10 protein-coding genes are annotated in these 19,089 nt (G+C 46.9%); 9 read left to right on the top strand and 1 reads right to left on the bottom strand.

All coding sequences use genetic code 11. The features are described 5' to 3' along the window. Window positions 1-71 precede the first annotated feature (71 nt). A complete protein-coding gene (locus MKY92_RS22910) occupies window positions 72-2,075 on the bottom strand; it encodes a DNA mismatch repair protein MutS (RefSeq protein ID WP_339297770.1) in 2,004 nt (667 codons plus the stop codon). Window positions 2,076-2,602: 527 nt separating this feature from the next. On the opposite strand from MKY92_RS22910, the gene MKY92_RS22905 reads away from it, so the two are divergent. From MKY92_RS22905 to pulA, 9 genes are all read left to right on the top strand, one after another. Continuing rightward, window positions 2,603-4,939 (top strand): helix-turn-helix domain-containing protein, encoded by a 2,337-nt coding sequence (locus tag MKY92_RS22905; RefSeq protein ID WP_339297769.1) that lies wholly within the window; start codon window positions 2,603-2,605, stop codon window positions 4,937-4,939. A 282-nt stretch (window positions 4,940-5,221) separates the two neighbouring features. Further along, on the top strand, window positions 5,222-6,175 hold the full coding sequence (locus tag MKY92_RS22900; RefSeq protein WP_339297768.1) for a sugar ABC transporter permease: 954 nt from the start codon (window positions 5,222-5,224) through the stop codon (window positions 6,173-6,175). A 43-nt stretch (window positions 6,176-6,218) separates the two neighbouring features. After that, complete coding sequence (locus tag MKY92_RS22895) at window positions 6,219-7,091, top strand: carbohydrate ABC transporter permease (protein ID WP_076212380.1); 873 nt, start codon at window positions 6,219-6,221, stop codon at window positions 7,089-7,091. A 63-nt stretch (window positions 7,092-7,154) separates the two neighbouring features. Next, window positions 7,155-8,654 carry an extracellular solute-binding protein gene (locus MKY92_RS22890; RefSeq protein WP_339297767.1) on the top strand — a complete coding sequence of 500 codons (1,500 nt, stop codon included), beginning with the start codon at window positions 7,155-7,157 and terminating at the stop codon, window positions 8,652-8,654. Window positions 8,655-8,678: 24 nt separating this feature from the next. Further along, window positions 8,679-9,791 carry a glycoside hydrolase family 88 protein gene (locus MKY92_RS22885; protein WP_339297766.1) on the top strand — a complete coding sequence of 371 codons (1,113 nt, stop codon included), beginning with the start codon at window positions 8,679-8,681 and terminating at the stop codon, window positions 9,789-9,791. Between the two features lie 221 nt (window positions 9,792-10,012). Next, a complete protein-coding gene (locus MKY92_RS22880; protein ID WP_017686865.1) occupies window positions 10,013-11,524 on the top strand; it encodes an extracellular solute-binding protein in 1,512 nt (503 codons plus the stop codon). Between the two features lie 345 nt (window positions 11,525-11,869). Continuing rightward, window positions 11,870-13,138, top strand: coding sequence for an S-layer homology domain-containing protein (locus MKY92_RS22875; protein ID WP_339297765.1), 1,269 nt, complete (start codon window positions 11,870-11,872; stop codon window positions 13,136-13,138). 602 nt (window positions 13,139-13,740) lie between these two features. Continuing rightward, window positions 13,741-16,830 (top strand): DUF5704 domain-containing protein, encoded by a 3,090-nt coding sequence (locus MKY92_RS22870; RefSeq protein ID WP_339297764.1) that lies wholly within the window; start codon window positions 13,741-13,743, stop codon window positions 16,828-16,830. 170 nt (window positions 16,831-17,000) lie between these two features. After that, on the top strand, window positions 17,001-19,049 hold the full coding sequence (pulA, locus tag MKY92_RS22865; protein ID WP_339297763.1) for a type I pullulanase: 2,049 nt from the start codon (window positions 17,001-17,003) through the stop codon (window positions 19,047-19,049). Window positions 19,050-19,089: the final 40 nt, after the last annotated feature.

Raw genomic sequence — 19,089 nt, 5'->3', positions numbered from 1 at the left:
ATGTGCTTGTGATTATGGATTTCACTGTGTATATATGACTTCCAGTTCACCACATCTGTTTCTCCCATCGGCTATTCTTCAGGCGGTAATTCGATCTGTAGGCCTTCCACATGCTTGCGTCCCATTAGTTTACGCTTCTTGCGGTTTTCTTTTGTCTCAATCACGATGTCCAGATCGTAGTCGTCGCCCGGATAAAGTTCATCAGCAGATATATGCAGGGTCAGGCGTTTTTTATGGATTTTGACCTTGCGCCCTCTCAACATGACTCCGATATTTCCCCGGCTATCCTCCACATCACAGACGATGCCCGACTGATTGAGATAGGCCGCATACACCCGATCCCCTTTGCGAAAAGGTTTTGCAGGGGCAGGAGAATCTGACGCTCTGGTTGTTGTCTTTTTGTGGAAACTGGTGGAATCCTTTGATTGGTTAAACGTATTTCGCTTGGACAACTCTGCTGGGTCGTTTGCTCCTGTAACGGGACGATCAGGCTTTAGGACCGGAGTTTCCAAAGGAGGTGACGTAAACACGAATGTACGATCTCTCGAGCTACTTTGATCGGACAGGGACTTGGATCGCTCGATAATTCGCTGTGGCATGCCCAGCTTTAATGCGATGGAGTAAGCATAACTCTCACCAGCTTCTCCGATACGCAATCGATACAGTGGCTGGAGAGAAACGGTGTCAAATTCCATGCGGGCATTTTCAAATCCTGGGGTGGCAGCTGCAAAATGTTTGATCTCACCAAAATGTGTTGTCGCCACAACGGTTGCTCCGCGGCTGTGAAGTTCCTCCAGCATGGCGATAGAAAGTCCAACACCTTCACCGGGATCTGTGCCGGAAGCCATCTCATCAATGAGCACAAGAGTTGATGTATTGGCCTGTTCCAGTATGCCAATCATATTGCGAATGTGTGCGGAAAATGTACTGAGCGCTTGTTCCATACTCTGTCCGTCACCAATATCGACCGCTACCTCGTTATAAACAGCCATCTCGCCACCTTCCTCGACCGGAATAAGCAAACCGGATTGCATCATCAAGGTTAACAAACCAAGTGTTTTGAGTGCGACCGTTTTACCCCCGGTATTGGGGCCAGTAATAATGAGCGACGAGTACGTTTTGCCAATGGCAAAATCAAGGGGAACCATGGAAGAACCCATGAACGGATGACGTGCACGTTGAAGGCTGATGTGGCCCTGAGTATTGACTCGAACGGTACGTCCATCCAAGGTGGCCGCATATTTGGCTTTGGCAAACAGGAAGTCCAATACACCTACCGTTTCGGTGTTCAGGGCGATTTCACGGTTATATGATTCGGCCAGGGAGGTTAAATCACCGAGAATCCTCATCTCCTCTCGGGACTCCTCCGCTTGCAGAGCGGCCAATTCCATCTGCAGAGTTACTAACTCAACAGGTTCAACATATACGGTTTGCCCGCTCCCGGATTCATCCAGCACACTGCCTTTCACCTGTTTACGGAACTCTTTCTTAATGGGCAGAACCGTTCTTCCTCCCCGTTGGCTGATGACATGTTCCTGCATAATGGAGCGATGTTTACTCACCAGAGAATCAAGCTTTCGTTTCATGCGTTCCGCATTAACCGTTATTTTTTTACGAATTCGAATCAGTTCCTTACTCGCCTGATCCTGAATGCGTCCACTATGGATGCAACGCTCAATCTCACTCAGCAAAGGTTCGATCAGAATCATGGATGCTGCATAACGACTGACGGTGGGAGCAGCCCCGGATTTTCCCTCCATGTATTTCATAAGTTGTGCACAGCTCCGCAGGAACTGAGCTAGATGACTGAAGTCGCGTTCACTGAATAGATAACCGGTGCCGAGCAGATCCATAATGGTTTCCATTCCGTCGAGTGAAGGGAGGGGGATACTGGCCCCGAAGCGAATCAACGCAGCTGCTTCTGCTGTTTCTTCCAGGCGAATCTGAATCAGGTGAGCATCTGCCATCGGTTTTAGTTCTCTGGCATAACGTTTGCCCAGATAAGACAGGGCGCAGTCTGCAACGTTTTTTTGAATTTGTGGATAGCCCAAACTGTTTAATGTGTTCTCATTCATGCGTAATCTCTCCTTGAATTTGAATTGGGATTTCAGTTGACGCGCTGAAACATATTCCTGGAAAACGCAAAAAGGGCGGAGAATGAACAAACGTCATTCTCCGCCCTAAACGTATGGGAAAGCAGTGTCCACTACAGGTCTATATTAAAAAATCCGCGCTGAACTCAGCGCGGAAATAGACCCGGACAATTACAATCCCGGAGGCGATTTATGATATCCGCTGTTCTTAACTAAGTACAGGGATCTGGCGCATCATGAAATACACGTATGCCATATGGGCACAAGCGCAATGAAAGGCCAAACTCCTGAATATGAAACTTGGTTAGTTAAGAACATTCACCGACATTAAAAATCTCTCCTTTGATTGAGGAATATGCAACCAATATAAACTGGAAATTGGTTTGAAGTCAACCTTTAGAATAAATGAGTGGACTTGAATAAGAATGGGTTTTAAAATAACAATAGTAAATTAATCCAATGAAAGCGATTTATTTTAATAAACATACGTATAAAGGAGGATGCTCTTCTTGCCGAAGTATTTACTGCGTTTGCTCTGCTTTACCCTGATCCTCGGAGCCCTTCCGGTCATTGTTATTGGTTCGGTCTCGTATACGATTGCATCACGTGACATTGAACAGAAAGTGCGTGAGAGCAATCTTCAGATATTGCATCAGACCCAAATGAGAGTAGAACAAGTTCTGCGCAGCCTGCAATTATCATCCATCCAGTATGTTAATTCTCCCTTGGTACTACAGGCGATGAAGAAACCACTAGACAGCAGCGAGTTTCAGGAGATTCGTGATCTGACCTCCGGTTTTAACAACTTGCAAGCGGTTACGAACATTGACCAAGCCTATCTGGTTAATCTGGATGAAGATTGGGTCGTGTCGATGCGTTCTTTTGGCAAATTGGATGATTTCAGTATTCGAGACCGAATTGGCTCCTACCTAAGTTATACCAACAGCCTGTTCTGGGTCACTCAGAATGCCAGTTCAGCCAAAGAAAGTGTACCTGTGTCAGCAGGTATGGGTGAACTAACACCCGAACAGGCACCTGCTCTTATATCATCGGATAATGTGGTCAGTATGGTATTCAAAATCCCGATGATACCAACCAATGTGAAACCAAAGGGATTTCTTGTGATTGATATCGCCGATACGGAACTGAGTACATACTTAAGCCGAAATACGAATTCTGGAGATATGTACGTTCTGGATCGGGAGCAGAAGTATTTTCTGAACGATATGCAGCAAGGCGGGAAATATGACGGGCTGAATAAGGAAATCCAGGAAATGGTGCAAACGACGGGCCAGCCAGAGGGTTTCTTCAGTGCGGAGGTGGAAGGTAATCAGGTGGCGGTTAGCTATAGGCAATCTCCGCTCAATGGCTGGTTATACGTGTCCGTTGTATCTCTTGGACAGATTACGGCCCAGTCACAGAAAATTGCATTGGTTACCGGGATCGCTACACTGGTCATGTTATGTGTAACGGGATTGTTCGCCATATACGGCAGTCGGCGGATGTACTCACCGATCTCCAGACTGCTGCAATTTACGAAGGGGTTGGATTCCCCAGTTGCTCCGTCAGGACGCCGACAGGATGAATTTATCTATATTGAGGAGCAATTGTCAACCTTGTTCAGCTCGGAGAAAACGATGCGTGAGCAGATGAAGGGGCAGCATGTGCACCTCCAGGAGTTTTTTATGACCAAATTGCTGACAGGCAAAATCTCGGAAGAAGATTTCAGATATCAGGGAGAATTGTACGATTTCCCGACAGGGTGGGCAAGTCTTGGTGTACTCATGCTCCAGATCGATACCTTGGAAGGGACCCGATATGAGGAACAGGATCGCGATCTGCTGCTGTTTGCTGTCAATAATATGGTAGGTGAGCTACTCCCTTCGGCAGTTCGGTTCACCCCGGTCATGCTGGATGATGCTCAGGTTACCGTTCTTGCCTCCGAACTGAGGGATGAGGTGCAGCTGAAGGAATGGATGCATACCCAGGCAGACTGGATTCGTGAACGTGTCGTAACCTATCTGAATCTGCCCGTAAGTATCGGCATCAGCCGTTCCTACGCTTGTATCGGCGATACGCCAAGAGCGGTTCAGGAGAGCCGCGAGGCTCTGCAAGGTCGGGTCAGTCTGGGCAGCCGTATTATTTTGCATTACGAGGATATTCAGCCACGTGGTCAGATGGAGGCCGCATTGTATACCCAACTACGCATGATTGAGGATCAGCTCGCTTCTGCGCTCAAGCAAGGAGATGAAGAAAAGACTGACGCCTATTTTAAGCAATATTTGGGATTGCTTGCAGACAAAAAGCTTCATTTCAGTGAATACCCCGTCATTATGGTTCAGTTATTGTCTCGTGTATATCAGCTTGTGCAGGAGCAAGGTGGGGATGTAGCCGAAGTACTGGGTGAAAAAGCATCCATGTCACATTTGCTGAAGTTGTCCACATTGGACGAAATGACCAATTGGTTCCGCAAGCGGCTGTTCCTGCCTGTCATCCGTTTCTGGCGAGAACAGGAAGAATCCCAATACATGAATATTGCAAGACGTATGATTCGTTTGATCGAGGAACGTTATGATCGTGAATTGTCGCTGGAGGCTTGTGCCGCAGAGCTTAATTTTCACCCTGTCTACCTGAGTCGGGTATTCAAGAAGGAAGCTGGAGTCAATTTTACGGAATATCTGGCAGAGTATCGTATGGAAAAAGCGAAGACTTGGCTGCAAACAACGAATCTTAAAATATCGGAGATTGCCGAGAAATTAAACTATACCAATCCAACCGCATTTATCCGTACGTTTCGCAAAATCACAGGAACAACCCCCGGCAAGTACCGGGAGCAGCAGCGATAAAACAAACCTGCTCTGCCAGCCATGGGAGGCAGGCTTTTTCATGTCCAGAACAAGGAAGAAGACTGCTTTTCTCCATGAAGTTAAGACAGGAATATGGAGGTTGAAAGCAGTTCATTATGCCTTTAGATTCTGTGAGGGAAATGAGATAAACCCTTGCTACATAAGGAAAAATAAAAGGCTAAAACGAGACGATAGCCAGTCATTCGTTTATCCTCCACAATGAAGACATGAATTCAGGAAGTGATCTTTTGTAATCGTTTCCAATGTGGGGAGGAAGACAATATGAAAGCCGAAACGGCGGCTCAAACACGGCCCGCTACCCGCAGTGACAAAAACCTGCTGTGGAGAGACATTATCAAAAACCGGTGGCTGTATATCATGTTAATACCGGGTGTGCTTTACTTTGTTATTTTCAAATACATACCCATGTATGGCATCACGATGGCTTTTCAGGATTACACCCCTTACAAGGGGATCTTGGGGAGTGAATGGGTAGGCTTCAAACATTTCCAACGTTTCTTCGGAGAACCGCAGTTCTGGACATTATTTCGGAATACGTTTTTACTAGCCATTTATAACATTGTGTTCTTTTTCCCACTACCGATTGTACTGGCACTCATGATGAATGAAGTTCGCCGTGAACGGTTCAAACGCTTTGTACAAACGCTTGTTTATGTTCCACACTTTGTTTCCTGGGTTGTTGTTGTTGGTGTGTTCTACATGCTGTTCACAACCGAGGGTGGTGCGATTAATGAATTGCTCTATAACCTGACAGGACAAAAAGTGGCGTTCCTGCTTGAACCTGGTTGGTTCCGAACGATGATTGTCGGACAATCCATCTGGAAAGAGGTCGGTTGGGGCACAATTATCTTCCTGGCTGCACTTTCCGGTGTGGATACACAGCTCTATGAAGCTGCACGGATTGATGGTGCCAATCGCTGGCGCCAAACATGGCACATTACGCTGCCGGCCATTCGCAGTACAATCGTCATTTTGCTCATTCTGCGTCTGGGCAATTTCCTGGATACAGGCTTTGAACAGATCTTCCTGATGCTGACTCCGACGAACCGGGATGTGGGCGAGGTATTTGATACCTACGTGTACACGAAGGGTCTTACACAGGCACAGTACAGTTATAGTGCTGCTGTCGGGTTGTTCAAATCGGTTGTCGGGCTGGCGCTTGTCCTTGGTGCCAATACAATGGCCAAAAAATTCGGGGAGGAAGGCGTCTACTAACCCTCGGGTGCAGACGTTCTTCACCAGATAGGAGTGAACATTGATGCAACAGGATAAAACGTGGGGCAACCGGATCTTTGATATTCTCAATCATGGCTTGCTGCTATTGATTGGAATCGTGACGGTCATCCCGTTCATTTATATTTTGGCCGTCTCGTTTACCAGTCCGCATGAAGTGGCTAAGGGAGGATTTATTCTTTTTCCCAAAGAGTTCTCTCTGGCTGCGTACCGTTACATTTTCTCTACAGATACCTTGATTCGCAGTCTGGGTGTATCGATCTATATTACGGTGATTGGTACCTTCATTAACCTGCTGTTTACGTCACTTATGGCTTATCCGCTCTCCAGAAGATATTTGCGTGGACGTCAGCCCATTTTGCTCGGTGTATTGTTCACGATGCTCTTCAGTGGCGGGATGATTCCAACATACTTTGTCGTAAAATCCTTGCACCTGACGGATACGTTGTGGTCGCTGATGCTACCGACCGCTATTAGTGCATTTAACTTGATTGTACTGAAAAACTTCTTCCAAGCCATTCCCGATGAACTGGAGGATGCAGCCAAAATTGATGGATGTAACGATGTCAGCGTATTGTTCCGGATTGTCCTGCCGTTGTCCATGCCAGCCATGGCGACATTTTCACTCTTTTACGCGGTGGCCCACTGGAACAGTTTCTTCAGCGCTGTTATCTATATCAACGATAGTGAGAAGTGGCCTGTCCAAGTCTGGCTACGTGAGATTGTCATTCTGGCACAGAGCCGAATCGGCGACACGAGTATCGAAGAGACCGAGATCCAGCCGCTTACCATTCGCATGGCAGTTATCGTGTTCTCCACGATTCCGATTATGCTGGTATATCCATTCCTGCAAAAGCACTTTGCAAAAGGAGTGATGCTGGGTTCGGTGAAAGGTTGAGTCGTCAGATGGTTCAAGGTCAGTTCAGTATGACTGCATAAAAAAAAGGGAGGTTTTCATGTTATGAAAGCAACAAAAAAGAAAGCCGTAGCTGTCTTGAGCACACTGGCACTGGTGACAGGTTTGCTGGCAGGATGCGGATCAGACGAGGGTCAGGCTGCCGAGGGCGGCGTGCAAAATGTGTCCATAGCCATTGCACAGGTGGGTGATGTGCCAAGCAAAGGCAATGAGGTCCAGCAAAAGATTGAAGCGTATACCAATACCAAACTGGATATCCAGTGGATTCCGGCTTCGGCCTACAATGACAAAATTAACGTGATGATCGCTTCAAGTGATATGCCGAAAATTGTGAAGGTGCAATATAATCCAACGGTGACCAGTGCAATGCGCAACGACGTATTCTGGGAAGTTGGCCCTTTGCTGAAAGACTACAAAAATCTGTCAGCACAGAACGAGCGTTTTTTTGACAACATCAAGGTAGAGGGCAAAATCTATGGGGTTCCTGTTTTCTCCGATATTGCGCGGGCTACAGTGATCTATCGCAAGGACTGGTTCGAGAAGCTGAATCTTAAGGTGCCAACGACACCGGATGAATGGTATGAAACGATTAAAACGCTGGCTACCTCCGATCCGGATGGAGACGGTCAGGATAATACGTTTGGGCTGATGCTTTTCAAAAAATATAATGAGGATCAATATTCCTTCACGACACGCCTTGGCGTAAGTTTTGGTGCACCTAACAAGTGGAAGGTCGAAGATGATGGCAGCTTCACGCCGGAATTCATGACACCGGAATATATGCAGGTGCTGGATCTGCTGAAACGTTTGTACGATGAGAAACTGCTGAATCAAGATTTTGCCGTATTCGACTCTACGGAAGCGGAGAAAAAGTATGATTCCGGTGTTGTCGGTATCCGTGTTGGTGTTGCTCAGAACGGAAAAAGTCAGCAAGAGCGTCTGTCCAAAAACAATCCGGATGGTGTGGTAGACATCGCTGGTTTGCTCGGACCGAACGGAGATCGTGTTGCAGGACAGACGGGTAACTCCGGAATTCTGGCATTCCCTAAATCAACGGTGAAATCGGAAGAAGAACTCAAGGATCTGCTCTCCTTCCTCGATAAATTGATGGACCCTGAGATGGCTACCCTGTTGATGCGTGGTATGGAAGACAAACATCACACCAAAGTGGGCGAAGATCAGGTGGAGATGAGTGACTTCGATGCATTCCAGCGTGAAGTGAAACCTTACCGTGACAACCTTCCTTATGTGGAAGGATATAACGTACCGAAATTGAAGGATACCGAACTGGGTGAAAAAGGTACGACACTTGCCAAGGAACTGGCGGAGCACGCTGTGCCAAACCCTGCGTTGACGTTATATTCTCCAACGTATGGTGACCGTGGGGCGGATCTGGATCAGGTGATTGCCGATGCGCAAACCAAATACATCATGGGCAAGATCGATCAAAGTGGTTGGGAAAAGGAAATCGAGAATTGGGGCAATGCTGGTGGAAACAAGATTCGTGAGGAATATGCCGAAGATTACAAAAAGCAGGCTCAATAAAGAGCCGGAAGCGGGGGCTTGATCATGAAGGAAACATTACAATTCACATCGGTGCGCATGGCACAGCAATTCATGGAAAGTTATCGCAACCATGAGCTGTACGCCACTTGGCATTACGAGAACGGCTGCTTTTTGAAAGCACTGGAGGAGCTTTATACACACACGGGGGAGCAAAAGTATTTTGACTACATCCGTGAGCTGATGGATCATTTCGTTCAGGAAGATGGCTCCATTCGCTCCTATACGATCGAGGAATATAATCTGGATCAGATCAATCAGGGAAAATCACTGTTCCTGTTGCATGAGAAAACGGGAGAAGAGAAGTATCGCAAAGCTGCGGAGTTGCTTATGACTCAGCTTAAGGGACAGCCACATACGAGTGAAGGCGGGTTCTGGCACAAAAAGATTTACCCTTTCCAGATGTGGCTGGATGGATTATACATGGCTACTCCGTATCTGACCCAGTATGGCGCAGTGACGGGTGAAGAGAAGTGGTTTGACAAGGCGGCTCTGCAGCTCTTGCTGGTGGAGCAACGCACACGTGATCCGCGTAGTGGTCTCTTGTACCATGCCTGGGATGAGAGCAAAGAGCAGCGATGGAGTTCGGGTGAGACCGGATGTTCACCACATGTCTGGAGTCGGGCAATGGGCTGGTATGTGATGGCGGTTGTGGATACATTGGATCATCTGCCGGTAGATCATCCGCAGCGCGGCCAGATTGTGGGTATCTTCGAACGGGTAGCAAACGCACTAGTGCATGTGCAGGATCAACAGACCGGACTATGGCCACATCTACTGGATCAGCCGGGACGTGAACGGAACTATCTTGAGGCTTCCGGGACCTCGATGTTTGTCTATGCATTGGCCAAAGGTGTGCGTAAAGGATATCTAAGCGGCAAGTTCAAAGCGGTTGCGGAAAAAGGATATCAGGGTCTGCTGCAGCATCTGCTGCAAACGGACCGTGAAGGCGTGCTGTCCCTGACGCAGTGTAACGGCGGAGCCGGTCTTGGAGGAAGCCCGTATCGCGACGGGTCCTATGAGTATTATGTGACCGAGTCCATTCGGATCAATGATCCGAAGTCGGTCGCTCCGTTCATTTTGGCAGGAGTGGAGATTGAACTTTACAAGTCCAACTAACATGTACATGAGAACGTAGAGGACAGAAATAACTTGAGGAAGCGAAGCGTTCGCCTAAAAGCTTTCTGAAAGAAAGCTGCATCGGAAGCATAGGCTTATCCCCGGATTTTCCCCTTGTTTAGAAGGGAATCAAAAAAATCTGGGGATAACAGCGATCTGAAGGTTGTTCTGTCATCGGAGTGGTCTGTGTACATAACCTTATCCAAAAGGAGAGATGGTTCATGAGTCCAAAAGGTCCAATGTCCCGTTTAGGCGGAATCGTTGTAATTGGTGCAATGTCCGCTGGATTGCTTGCAGGTTGCGGGGGAGAAAAAGCACCTGCTGCAGGGGAAGGTAAACTTCCCATTTCCATCTCTTTAATGCAGGTAGGAGATATACCGGCCAAGGAGAACGGGATTGAAAAGAAGATTGAGGAATATACAAATACGGATGTCAATGTACAGTGGATTCCGCAGTCTGCTTTTGATGATAAGGTGAATGTTATGGTTGCTTCAGGTGAGATGCCAACCATTATGCGTGTGAATTATGTACCGACCACATTTAATGCCGCCAAAACGGGACTGTTCTGGGAACTGGGGCCTTACTTGAAGGATTATAAAAACCTGTCTGCCCAATCCGAAGCTTATTTTAACAATATCAAAATTGAAGGCAAGGTCTATGGTATTCCAAACTTCCGGGATATTGGACGGACTGCGATCGTATATCGCAAGGATTGGTTTGATACGTTGAAGCTGGATATACCAAAAACGCTGGATGATTGGTATGAAGTGATGCGCTCCATTCGCAAGGACGACCCTGACGGGAATGGTAAAGAGGATACGTATGGTGCGCTGCTGTTCAAAAAATATAATGAAGGTGTCTCTTCCCCACTGACGCGGATCGCTGTAAGTATTGGCGGTGTTAACAAATGGGGTGTGGACGATGCCGGGAAACTGACCCCGGAGTTCTTGACCCCGGAATACGTGGATACGATGAAACTCTTCAAGCGACTGTTCAGCGAGGGACTGATTAATAGTGATTTCCCTGCCCTAGACCCTTCTGATGCGGACAAAAAAATGGATTCAGGCCTGGTTGGCATGAAGCTGAATGGTGTGGCTCAGAACGGAAAGTCCTCTCAGCAGCGGCTTACACCTAACGCTCCGGATGGAGAAATTGATGTGGCTCCGTTCCAGGGAACCGATGGTATTCGCATCGCCGGAGAACCAGGGAACTACGGAATGCTGGTCATCCCGAAGGCATCCGTTACGGATGAGGAGCAATTGAAGCAGGTTCTCACGTTCCTGGATCAGTTGATGGATGAGGAATTAAGTGCGTTGCAGCTCCGTGGATTGCTCGATGTGCACTACACCAAGACTGCTGATGGGAAAACCGAACTTAAGGATTTTGACGCTTATCAGCGTGAAGTGAAGCCATATCGGGATAATTTATTAAGCATTGAAGGTTATAATGTGCCTGAACTGGTTGATGTTCCGATTGGTATGAAAGGTACAAAGATGGCGCGTGAGAATGAGCAGTACGCCATTGCCAATCCGGCACTCACCTTGTCTTCGGCAATCTATACCGAGCGTGGTCAGGAGCTGGATCAGATGATCTGGGATGCGCAGACCAAGTACATTATGGGTAAAATCGATGATGCAGGTTGGGAGCAGGAAATCGCAAGCTGGAGAAAAGCCGGTGGTGATCAATTGATCACGGAATTGGAAGCATCCTACAAGGAATTAAACGGAAAATAAAGCTGAATGAAATAAAAAAGGTTGATCAAATGGAATGATATGGTTTATTCTATGAGTGAGTTCATTTTTCAATATCATAAGAAAGACCACACCCTTAAAGCATAAGGCTATGAATCTGCGGATTCATGGCCTTTTTTTGTGTTTTAGGCGAATGAAGTGGGTCTATGGAAGGAGGGGTGCACGCCTTGAAGTGATGGGGATGGACGAAAAATAATACCAATAGCCTAGTACAACATGGTAGAATATTGATTATTATGGCAAATTTAGGTTTTGGTTATGAAGAGAAGTGACTAGGTTGACTAAGTAAAGCATCCCCATACTAAGGTACATAGGAGCGTGAATAGATTGAAGAAGCAGATTGAAGGACATGAGAAGAAGAAAAAACGGAACGGTTGGATCGTCGGGTTGGTGACAACAGCATTATTGGCAGCAACACTATTACCCGTTGGCCCCGTACATTTAACGTCAACAGCGAATGCTGCATCGGGAACAAGTGACACTGCCCTTAGCAAGTTCAAGGATATTAAGGGCCATTGGGCTCAAGCGACAATTGCCAAAGCTTATGAAAAAAATCTGATCTCTGGTTACCAGGACGGAACGTTTCGTCCGAATGGCAAAATCACGCGTGGGGAATATGCAACCATACTTGCCCGTGCGACTGGACTGGAGAAGGTAGAGGGGCAGAATCCCTTTGCTGATCTCAAGGGTCATTGGTCTGAAGCGGCGGTTAGCCAGCTTGTAAGACAAGGATTCATTAACGCTGGCGATTACGCCAAAGGGTTCAATCCAAATGCGGAGCTAACGCGTTACGAGATGATGAAATGGATTGCCAATGGACTGATCAAGTCCGGAGCCAGCTTCCAGGATGCTTTTAACGATACACAAAATACGCTGCTTCCCACACCGGAAGTGAACCGCGGCACCATTCGTGCCGAGCAGACTCCGTATCTTGCCCTTGTCCGTGGGACAGGCATTGTCGGTGGATTCCAGGATGGCGCATTAAAACCCGCGGATTCCACCACTCGTGCAGAAGTATCGGCCATTTTGCTGCGTTATATGGACGTGGAGGGCACGGATGCCGGTAAGTACAGTGACCTGAATGAGATGAGAGAGGTCGGCACGACGGGGACGAATTTAACGACACTATCAAATTACAAATATATTAAAGGTAACTTCGGAAATATAGTTAACACAGAGTACACGTTGAAAAATAATGTGGGGGTCGTAAGGTACCATAGATTTATCGTAGTGGATACCCGAGGGACTAAGCCCAAGGGACTGTACGCCACGTTATTTGTAGATCAAAATAACTTGACTAGGGCACAAAAGGGACGCTTCTCTACCTACGCTGAGATAACGTTTACTTCAAAACTTGATAAGTCAAATCTTTTAACTATTGCTAGAGCGAATGATAATATAGCTATTCCAATTCAACGATTATTTAACGTGAGCTATTTGGAAGAAAAAGGGTTTATTACTTTACCAGATGATTCAAACGCAATGTTGAAGCAAGGGGTTTCTAGCAAATTTTGGTCATCACATACTCTGGATCCTGTAAAGGGAGGATATATGTTGAAGAATGATGCTGGTAAAGAAGTTCAAATCTATCAATAGAACTTTTGGTGGTGTTTAAATTTAATATTAAACGTTATCTATTAGGTGGTTTTAAAAGTTTATATAGAATCTTAGTAATTATATTTATGATATTACCAGTCTATTACTGCACTTTTGATACTCTTAAAGCTAATGCCGTAGAAGAACAATATGGTTCCAAATCCATGAAAGGGCCAGCAGTAACAGTTGATGCAAACCCAACTCAAGGAACACCGGGAGTTTACTGGTATCAACTTGATTCAGGAGAATTTAGGGCAGAATATCAAGGCACACACAAAGATGTGGATAACGGAGGAACTGATTATGATGCATACCCTGTAAAAACAGAAATTCCCGATAATGTTGATATGAGTAGATGGCCGCCACTAAGTTGGAAGCCATATAGAGGTATAGGAATTGATAAGGAAATGGTAACTGATATTAAGTTAAAGAACGATCCTGATGGTGTAAAATATCAGCAGGTAAATAGTTATGAAGGAATAGGTAGTCCTAGAGTTACAAGTGAAAAAAATGCGGATCTTAGAACATATACTGGCAAAGGGTTTGAGTTCTTTGAAAGGGAACCTTATGGGACTAGGCCAGGCAATAAACCCAAATATAAGATGGTATACCACACCCCTGTTAGCATCTTCTGGGAAGGTAAGATTCACGAAGAAAAAGAAATCGATGTAACCCCAAATAAAACCCTTACCCTAGGTCAAACTCAGCAGATGGTAGCCAAGGTGAAGACGAAGGGCTATGGTGCGACAGCCTTTGGTGAGGGCATCGACGTATCGCGAAGGGAAGCCGAGATCAAATGGTTTTCTTCTGACGAGACGATTGCGAGTATAGAGCTCAAAACAGGGATGTTAACGGCCGAAAGTCCAGGCACGGTCACTGTGCGTGCGATCTGGAACAATGGTACATATCTGATCTCGGATACTGCCACCATAACAGTCACGTCTGAGCCAGGACTCGTTGTGAATCTGCCGAATGCTTGTAAAGCCAATACCACACCTCTACAGGCAGAAGCCGTTCTAACCAAACCGGATCGCTCTGTTCATAAACTGACGGTTCATCCCAAATTGACGTGGCAGAGCTCGAATCCGGCTGTGGCAACGATCGGTGCTGATGGCAAAATCACGACAAAAGGGATCGTAGGTAGCACGACCATAAAAGCTCATTTTCTTGATTCTGCTCAGCAACTGAATGAACAAGGGACTCAGGTGCTTGAGGTGAAGGATTGCACAGATAATGGAGAAGGTGGTAATGATGGCGATCCGGGAGGCGACCCTGTGAACGCTTGCCCTGTGACTATCAGCCCACCGAGTAGAGGCACGGTTATTGAAGCATCGCTTATGGACCCGTCTGTCGGAGGTGTGTTGAAGGCAGACGATCGGGGATCTGAGAAGTTTGATGTTACCCGTGGTATTCCAACTTCGGAAGATCTTTATGCCAATGTTTTGGCCAAGGAATATCTGTTTCAGCACCGTTGGGTTAACATGACAGGAACGGTTACTTACACCGTTAAAGTGAAAAGGGTGTATCATAAAACCTGGACGATCCCGGGAAGAGCGTCTAGTGGTGAGGGGGATCCAGGAACACCTCCTGAGCCCAAAGAACTTGATGTGCCCGGGGATAAAACGATGCAAGTAACAAGGACATATAGCTATTGGCAAATCGATAACTTGGAGGTTTACAAGTTAAATGAGGCAAAGGTATCTAACTACGCGCTAGGCGGTTATGGTGACACCGTGACCCTGACGCCCAATGCATATACACCACCGACTTTGCAATCGGCTATGGATACAGCAGTTACCAATCATGTGAAACCTGCGCCATGTCGAGAAATTGATCTTGGTATCAAAGGGGTTCCGGGTGGTTCGACTGAACCGCCTACGCCAGATGAAACGTCATTGTTTCAATCTGAAGCTGAAGCGGAGGTTAGAGAGAACACCGTTAATAACGACAAGGTAATCTTTAATGGAGGGACAATTGTTGATCCTGCTCCTGTGGAGCAAACAGCTCCAAGACCTGGGACGATCCCGCAGCCTGGCGTGATTGGAGAAAATGTTCTGTACCAGAACCGTCTGACAATCAAGAACGCATTGATGAACAAAGCTAACCAGCCAACCACGGGTGAGATTACGTATGGACTGCTCTCTGGCAATGTTAACGGAGGTCAGGATCAGAAGTTCCCCATTCAGGGCATTAACTCGGTGACAGTACATACTCCAGTTGTGAACTATGCCTGGGTGTCAGATGATCAGCCTCATAATCAGAAGACTACGCCAGATCCGACCAGAGCTGCGCTTATTTTAGAGCGTCCATTCATTGTTCGGATACCGACCTCAGGGCAGCATCTGGATGTAGCGAGTTACCCTGGTTATGGAAACCATGATTATGCGAAATATTTCCGGATCAAACAGGTTCGTTTTCCATTCGATGTTTATAACGGTGCCAGAAGTCAGTTTATTCCGGCCATGACGTGGGTGGATATTCCGGTAAATCAGTTGGACACTCCTTTTTATCTCCCTGTATGGTTAGATGAAGGGAATTATCAGGTCGAGTTTCGAAATATCGCCGAAAATGCACCTGCAAACTTCACAGAGCAACAGGATGCCAACACCAATCTGACTCATCATGTCGCAGCAGATACCGTTGCTGTAGAGGTTATCGGACGATTGTATGATTTTCACATCACCGATATTTCAGACTACAACTGGGAGAATGTGTTCCGTAAGCGGATGGGCAGCCCCGAACCAACGGGTGTAAGCTACTGGACCGGAGGAAACAGTATAGACGGAGATCCCCGAGGTAATTTGGCTCCCTATGTCCTGCCTATTCGTCCCGGCAGTCATCCGATACAGGGTTTCCGAAATGCTGCAGTGAAGACGGGTTACCATTTCAAGTTTGATTTGAAAACCAAGGGCAACATGTTTGGGAAACAGGATGGTATCCGAATCACGCCGACGTTCTCTTTTGTGAGTAAAGATGGCACCACCCGGCAAGAAGTGGATTTATACTACCATCGAGGACAGGAACGACTCATTCGTATCGGATCGGCACAAGATTTAGAAAAACGCTTTGTTGTTCTGAACTCACGGTTGCGGAATGTCCCCGGTACGGAGTTAGGTGATACAGCGCGTTATCAGTATACCTATGAACTGTCGGAGGAGGAACGCAATCAGGGTACAATGGCGGAACATATGGTTCGTTTCGTGGATCAGACCTCTCATCATAAAACGTGGGTAGGTCGTTATGACTGGATGATTCTTCCTTCACAGATCCGTACACTCATTGGCCCAAAAACAGATATTCCATCTGGTGTTAATGTAGATCGGGCGAATGCAGCGATTCAGCGCTGGTATGGGGAATATAGCTTGCCAGCAGATGTATATGCAGTACCCAAAGGAACCGATTTAGAGCCACTTGCCAGACAAAACCAGTTGGATGAGAAGGCAATGGTATTTCTGAGGGATGGTTACATTGTGGTTAACTTCAATATCGAAACATTGCGCAGTGGCAATACGAGTGCGCCACATCTACAATATATTCACGCACCGTTGATGAATCAATGGCAAATGGAAGGTTTCGATAACAGCCCGGTAGATGGTCAGGGGAGAAGCTGGCCGATGCAAGATGGGGACGTGGTTTTGTACCACGCGGATCAATCCAGCCGGAATGATTTCCAATCCCAGGTACCGCATTAGAGAGAATCGTTTTACCCATAAAGAAGGCAGGCGTGATGTGAATCTACATGACGTTTGTCTTCTTTTGTGTAATTCGGATTATGGTTGGGCAGCAGAACGGGTATAAAGGGTAAGGAGCACTTGTACCATCCATGTTCATCAATTTTCTCAACGAGAGGGGAACAACACACATGATTGAAGAAGATAAGCAGGAACTATTGATTTCAGAAGATACATACAAAGGAAGAGATTTAGGTGTCACATTAGAAGCACAGTCCTGTCACTTCAAAGTCTGGTCACCGTTAGCCGTTCAGATGGAACTAATTCTGTACCCACCTTTGACAGGGGGGAGCCCGGAGGAAGAGCCCAATCAACGGAAACAGCAGGCGTTACCTATGCAAAAGAAAGAACAAGGCATCTGGGTTCTGGAACTGGAGGGTGATTTAAACAGCTACCGTTACATGTACAAGCCTACTTTCGAAGATGGACATTCAACCCATGCTGTAGACCCCTACGCACGAGCAGTGACCATGAATGGAGAAATGGGTGTAATTGTGAGACTGGAGCAAACACATCCGAAGGGATGGAGTGAGGATATTCGCCCGCAATTGACCAGTCCTGTAGATGCAGTCCTGTACGAACTGCATGTACGTGATTTTTCCATTCACCCATCATCTGGTATAACAAATAAAGGCAAATACATGGCTTTCACCGAGACGGGTCTGCGTGATTCGGAGGGCAACACACTGGGGATCGATCATTTGGTTGAACTAGGGATTACCCATGTTCATCTGCTGCCTGTATTTGATTTTGCGACGGTGGATGAATCCAGGGTGGATGGTGATACGTCTGATGCCTCCAACTATAACTGGGGATATGATCCACTTCATTACAATGTCCCGGAAGGGTCCTATGCATCACGTGCAGATGAGCCGGAGACACGAATTCGTGAGTTCAAATCAATGGTGCTGGCCCTTCATAACAAGGGAATAGGTGTCATTATGGATGTGGTATATAATCATACGTTTGATACGGCAGGCAGCTCTTTTGAAAAACTTGTACCAGGGTACTACTATCGTCAAAACGCCGATGGAACCTATAGCAATGGCTCAGGTACGGGCAATGAGGTAGCTACTGAACGCACCATGGTTCGTAAGTTTATCATCGACTCGGTCCGTTACTGGGCAGAGGAGTACCATGTTGATGGTTTTCGATTTGATCTCATGGGCCTGATCGACACAACTACGATGAAACAGCTTGCAGCGGAGTTGCACACCGAAGTGTCACCTTGCATATTGTTATATGGTGAACCATGGGGCGCACTGGATTCGCCGCTTGGAGATGATATGACCCTAAAAGAAGCGCAGCGCGGGGCGGGTTTTGCTGTGTTTAACGATAATTTCCGCGGAGTGATCAAGGGAGACAGCGATGGTGTGGGTACGGGATTTGCGACAGGTGCGGACGGGAAAGAAGAAGAATTGTGGACTGGCGTCCGGGGAGCCATTGAGGATTTTACGGATGGTCCATCCGAGACGATTAACTATGTAACCGTGCATGATAATCTCAATCTGTGGGATAAAATCGCGCGTACACAAGGACTCCACGATACCCTGAATTTCCTCAGCTATAACGAGGATGGAAGTATTTGTGGTTGCGAGAGCGTGGAAAAGGCTGTAGAGAAGGCTAAGCCTTACCTGCAGATTGATCCGGAACACATTCTGGAGAATGAGACCGTTAGGCGTAGTTTGCTTGCCAATGGTATCGTTCTAACCTCCCAGGGTGTACCCCTGATCGCGGCTGGAGATGAGCTGCTTCGAAGCAAATATGGGGACGCCAACAGCCACCAGAGTGGAGACGTGGTTAATGCCATACATTGGGAGCAGAAGAAGCTGTTCAAGCCGGTATTTGATTATTATCGTGGGCTGATCCGTCTTCGGCGAGAACATCCAGCCTTTCGGCTTCGTACACGGGAAGAGATCGAGAAGTATGTTAGTCTGATAGAAAAAGGCAATGGGCTGCTAGCCTATGAATTGAACGGTACAGCAGCCAGCGATTCATGGGAACGTATTGTTGTTATCTATAACGCGGCAAAAGAAAACCGTGACATCGCTGTTCCCACAGGGACATGGAATGTGATTGTAGAAAAAGGACAAGCAGGCGTTGATACGATACGCACCGTACAAGACGGACAGGCGAATGTGAATGCGATATCCCTAACGGTGATGTATTCCAATTCCTGATGAACGCCATGCTTGCCAAGAATTGAAGGGTCCAATTAAA

This window comes from Paenibacillus sp. FSL R5-0623 (genome assembly GCF_037974265.1).
In the GTDB taxonomy this organism is placed as follows: Bacteria; Bacillota; Bacilli; order Paenibacillales; family Paenibacillaceae; genus Paenibacillus.
The sequence above is the reverse complement of the archived record's forward strand: the minus strand, read 5'-3'. Positions and strand labels throughout refer to the sequence as shown.

What these genes read in the sequence shown, in the direction of transcription:
- MKY92_RS22910 (WP_339297770.1), bottom strand. Translation starts at nt 2,075, where the DNA reads ATGAATGAGAACACATTAAACAGTTTGGGCTATCCACAAATTCAAAAA.
- MKY92_RS22900 (WP_339297768.1), top strand. Translation starts at nt 5,222, where the DNA reads ATGAAAGCCGAAACGGCGGCTCAAACACGGCCCGCTACCCGCAGTGAC.
- MKY92_RS22895 (WP_076212380.1), top strand. Translation starts at nt 6,219, where the DNA reads ATGCAACAGGATAAAACGTGGGGCAACCGGATCTTTGATATTCTCAAT.
- MKY92_RS22890 (WP_339297767.1), top strand. Translation starts at nt 7,155, where the DNA reads ATGAAAGCAACAAAAAAGAAAGCCGTAGCTGTCTTGAGCACACTGGCA.
- MKY92_RS22885 (WP_339297766.1), top strand. Translation starts at nt 8,679, where the DNA reads ATGAAGGAAACATTACAATTCACATCGGTGCGCATGGCACAGCAATTC.
- MKY92_RS22880 (WP_017686865.1), top strand. Translation starts at nt 10,013, where the DNA reads ATGAGTCCAAAAGGTCCAATGTCCCGTTTAGGCGGAATCGTTGTAATT.
- MKY92_RS22870 (WP_339297764.1), top strand. Translation starts at nt 13,741, where the DNA reads ATGGTATACCACACCCCTGTTAGCATCTTCTGGGAAGGTAAGATTCAC.
- pulA (WP_339297763.1), top strand. Translation starts at nt 17,001, where the DNA reads ATGATTGAAGAAGATAAGCAGGAACTATTGATTTCAGAAGATACATAC.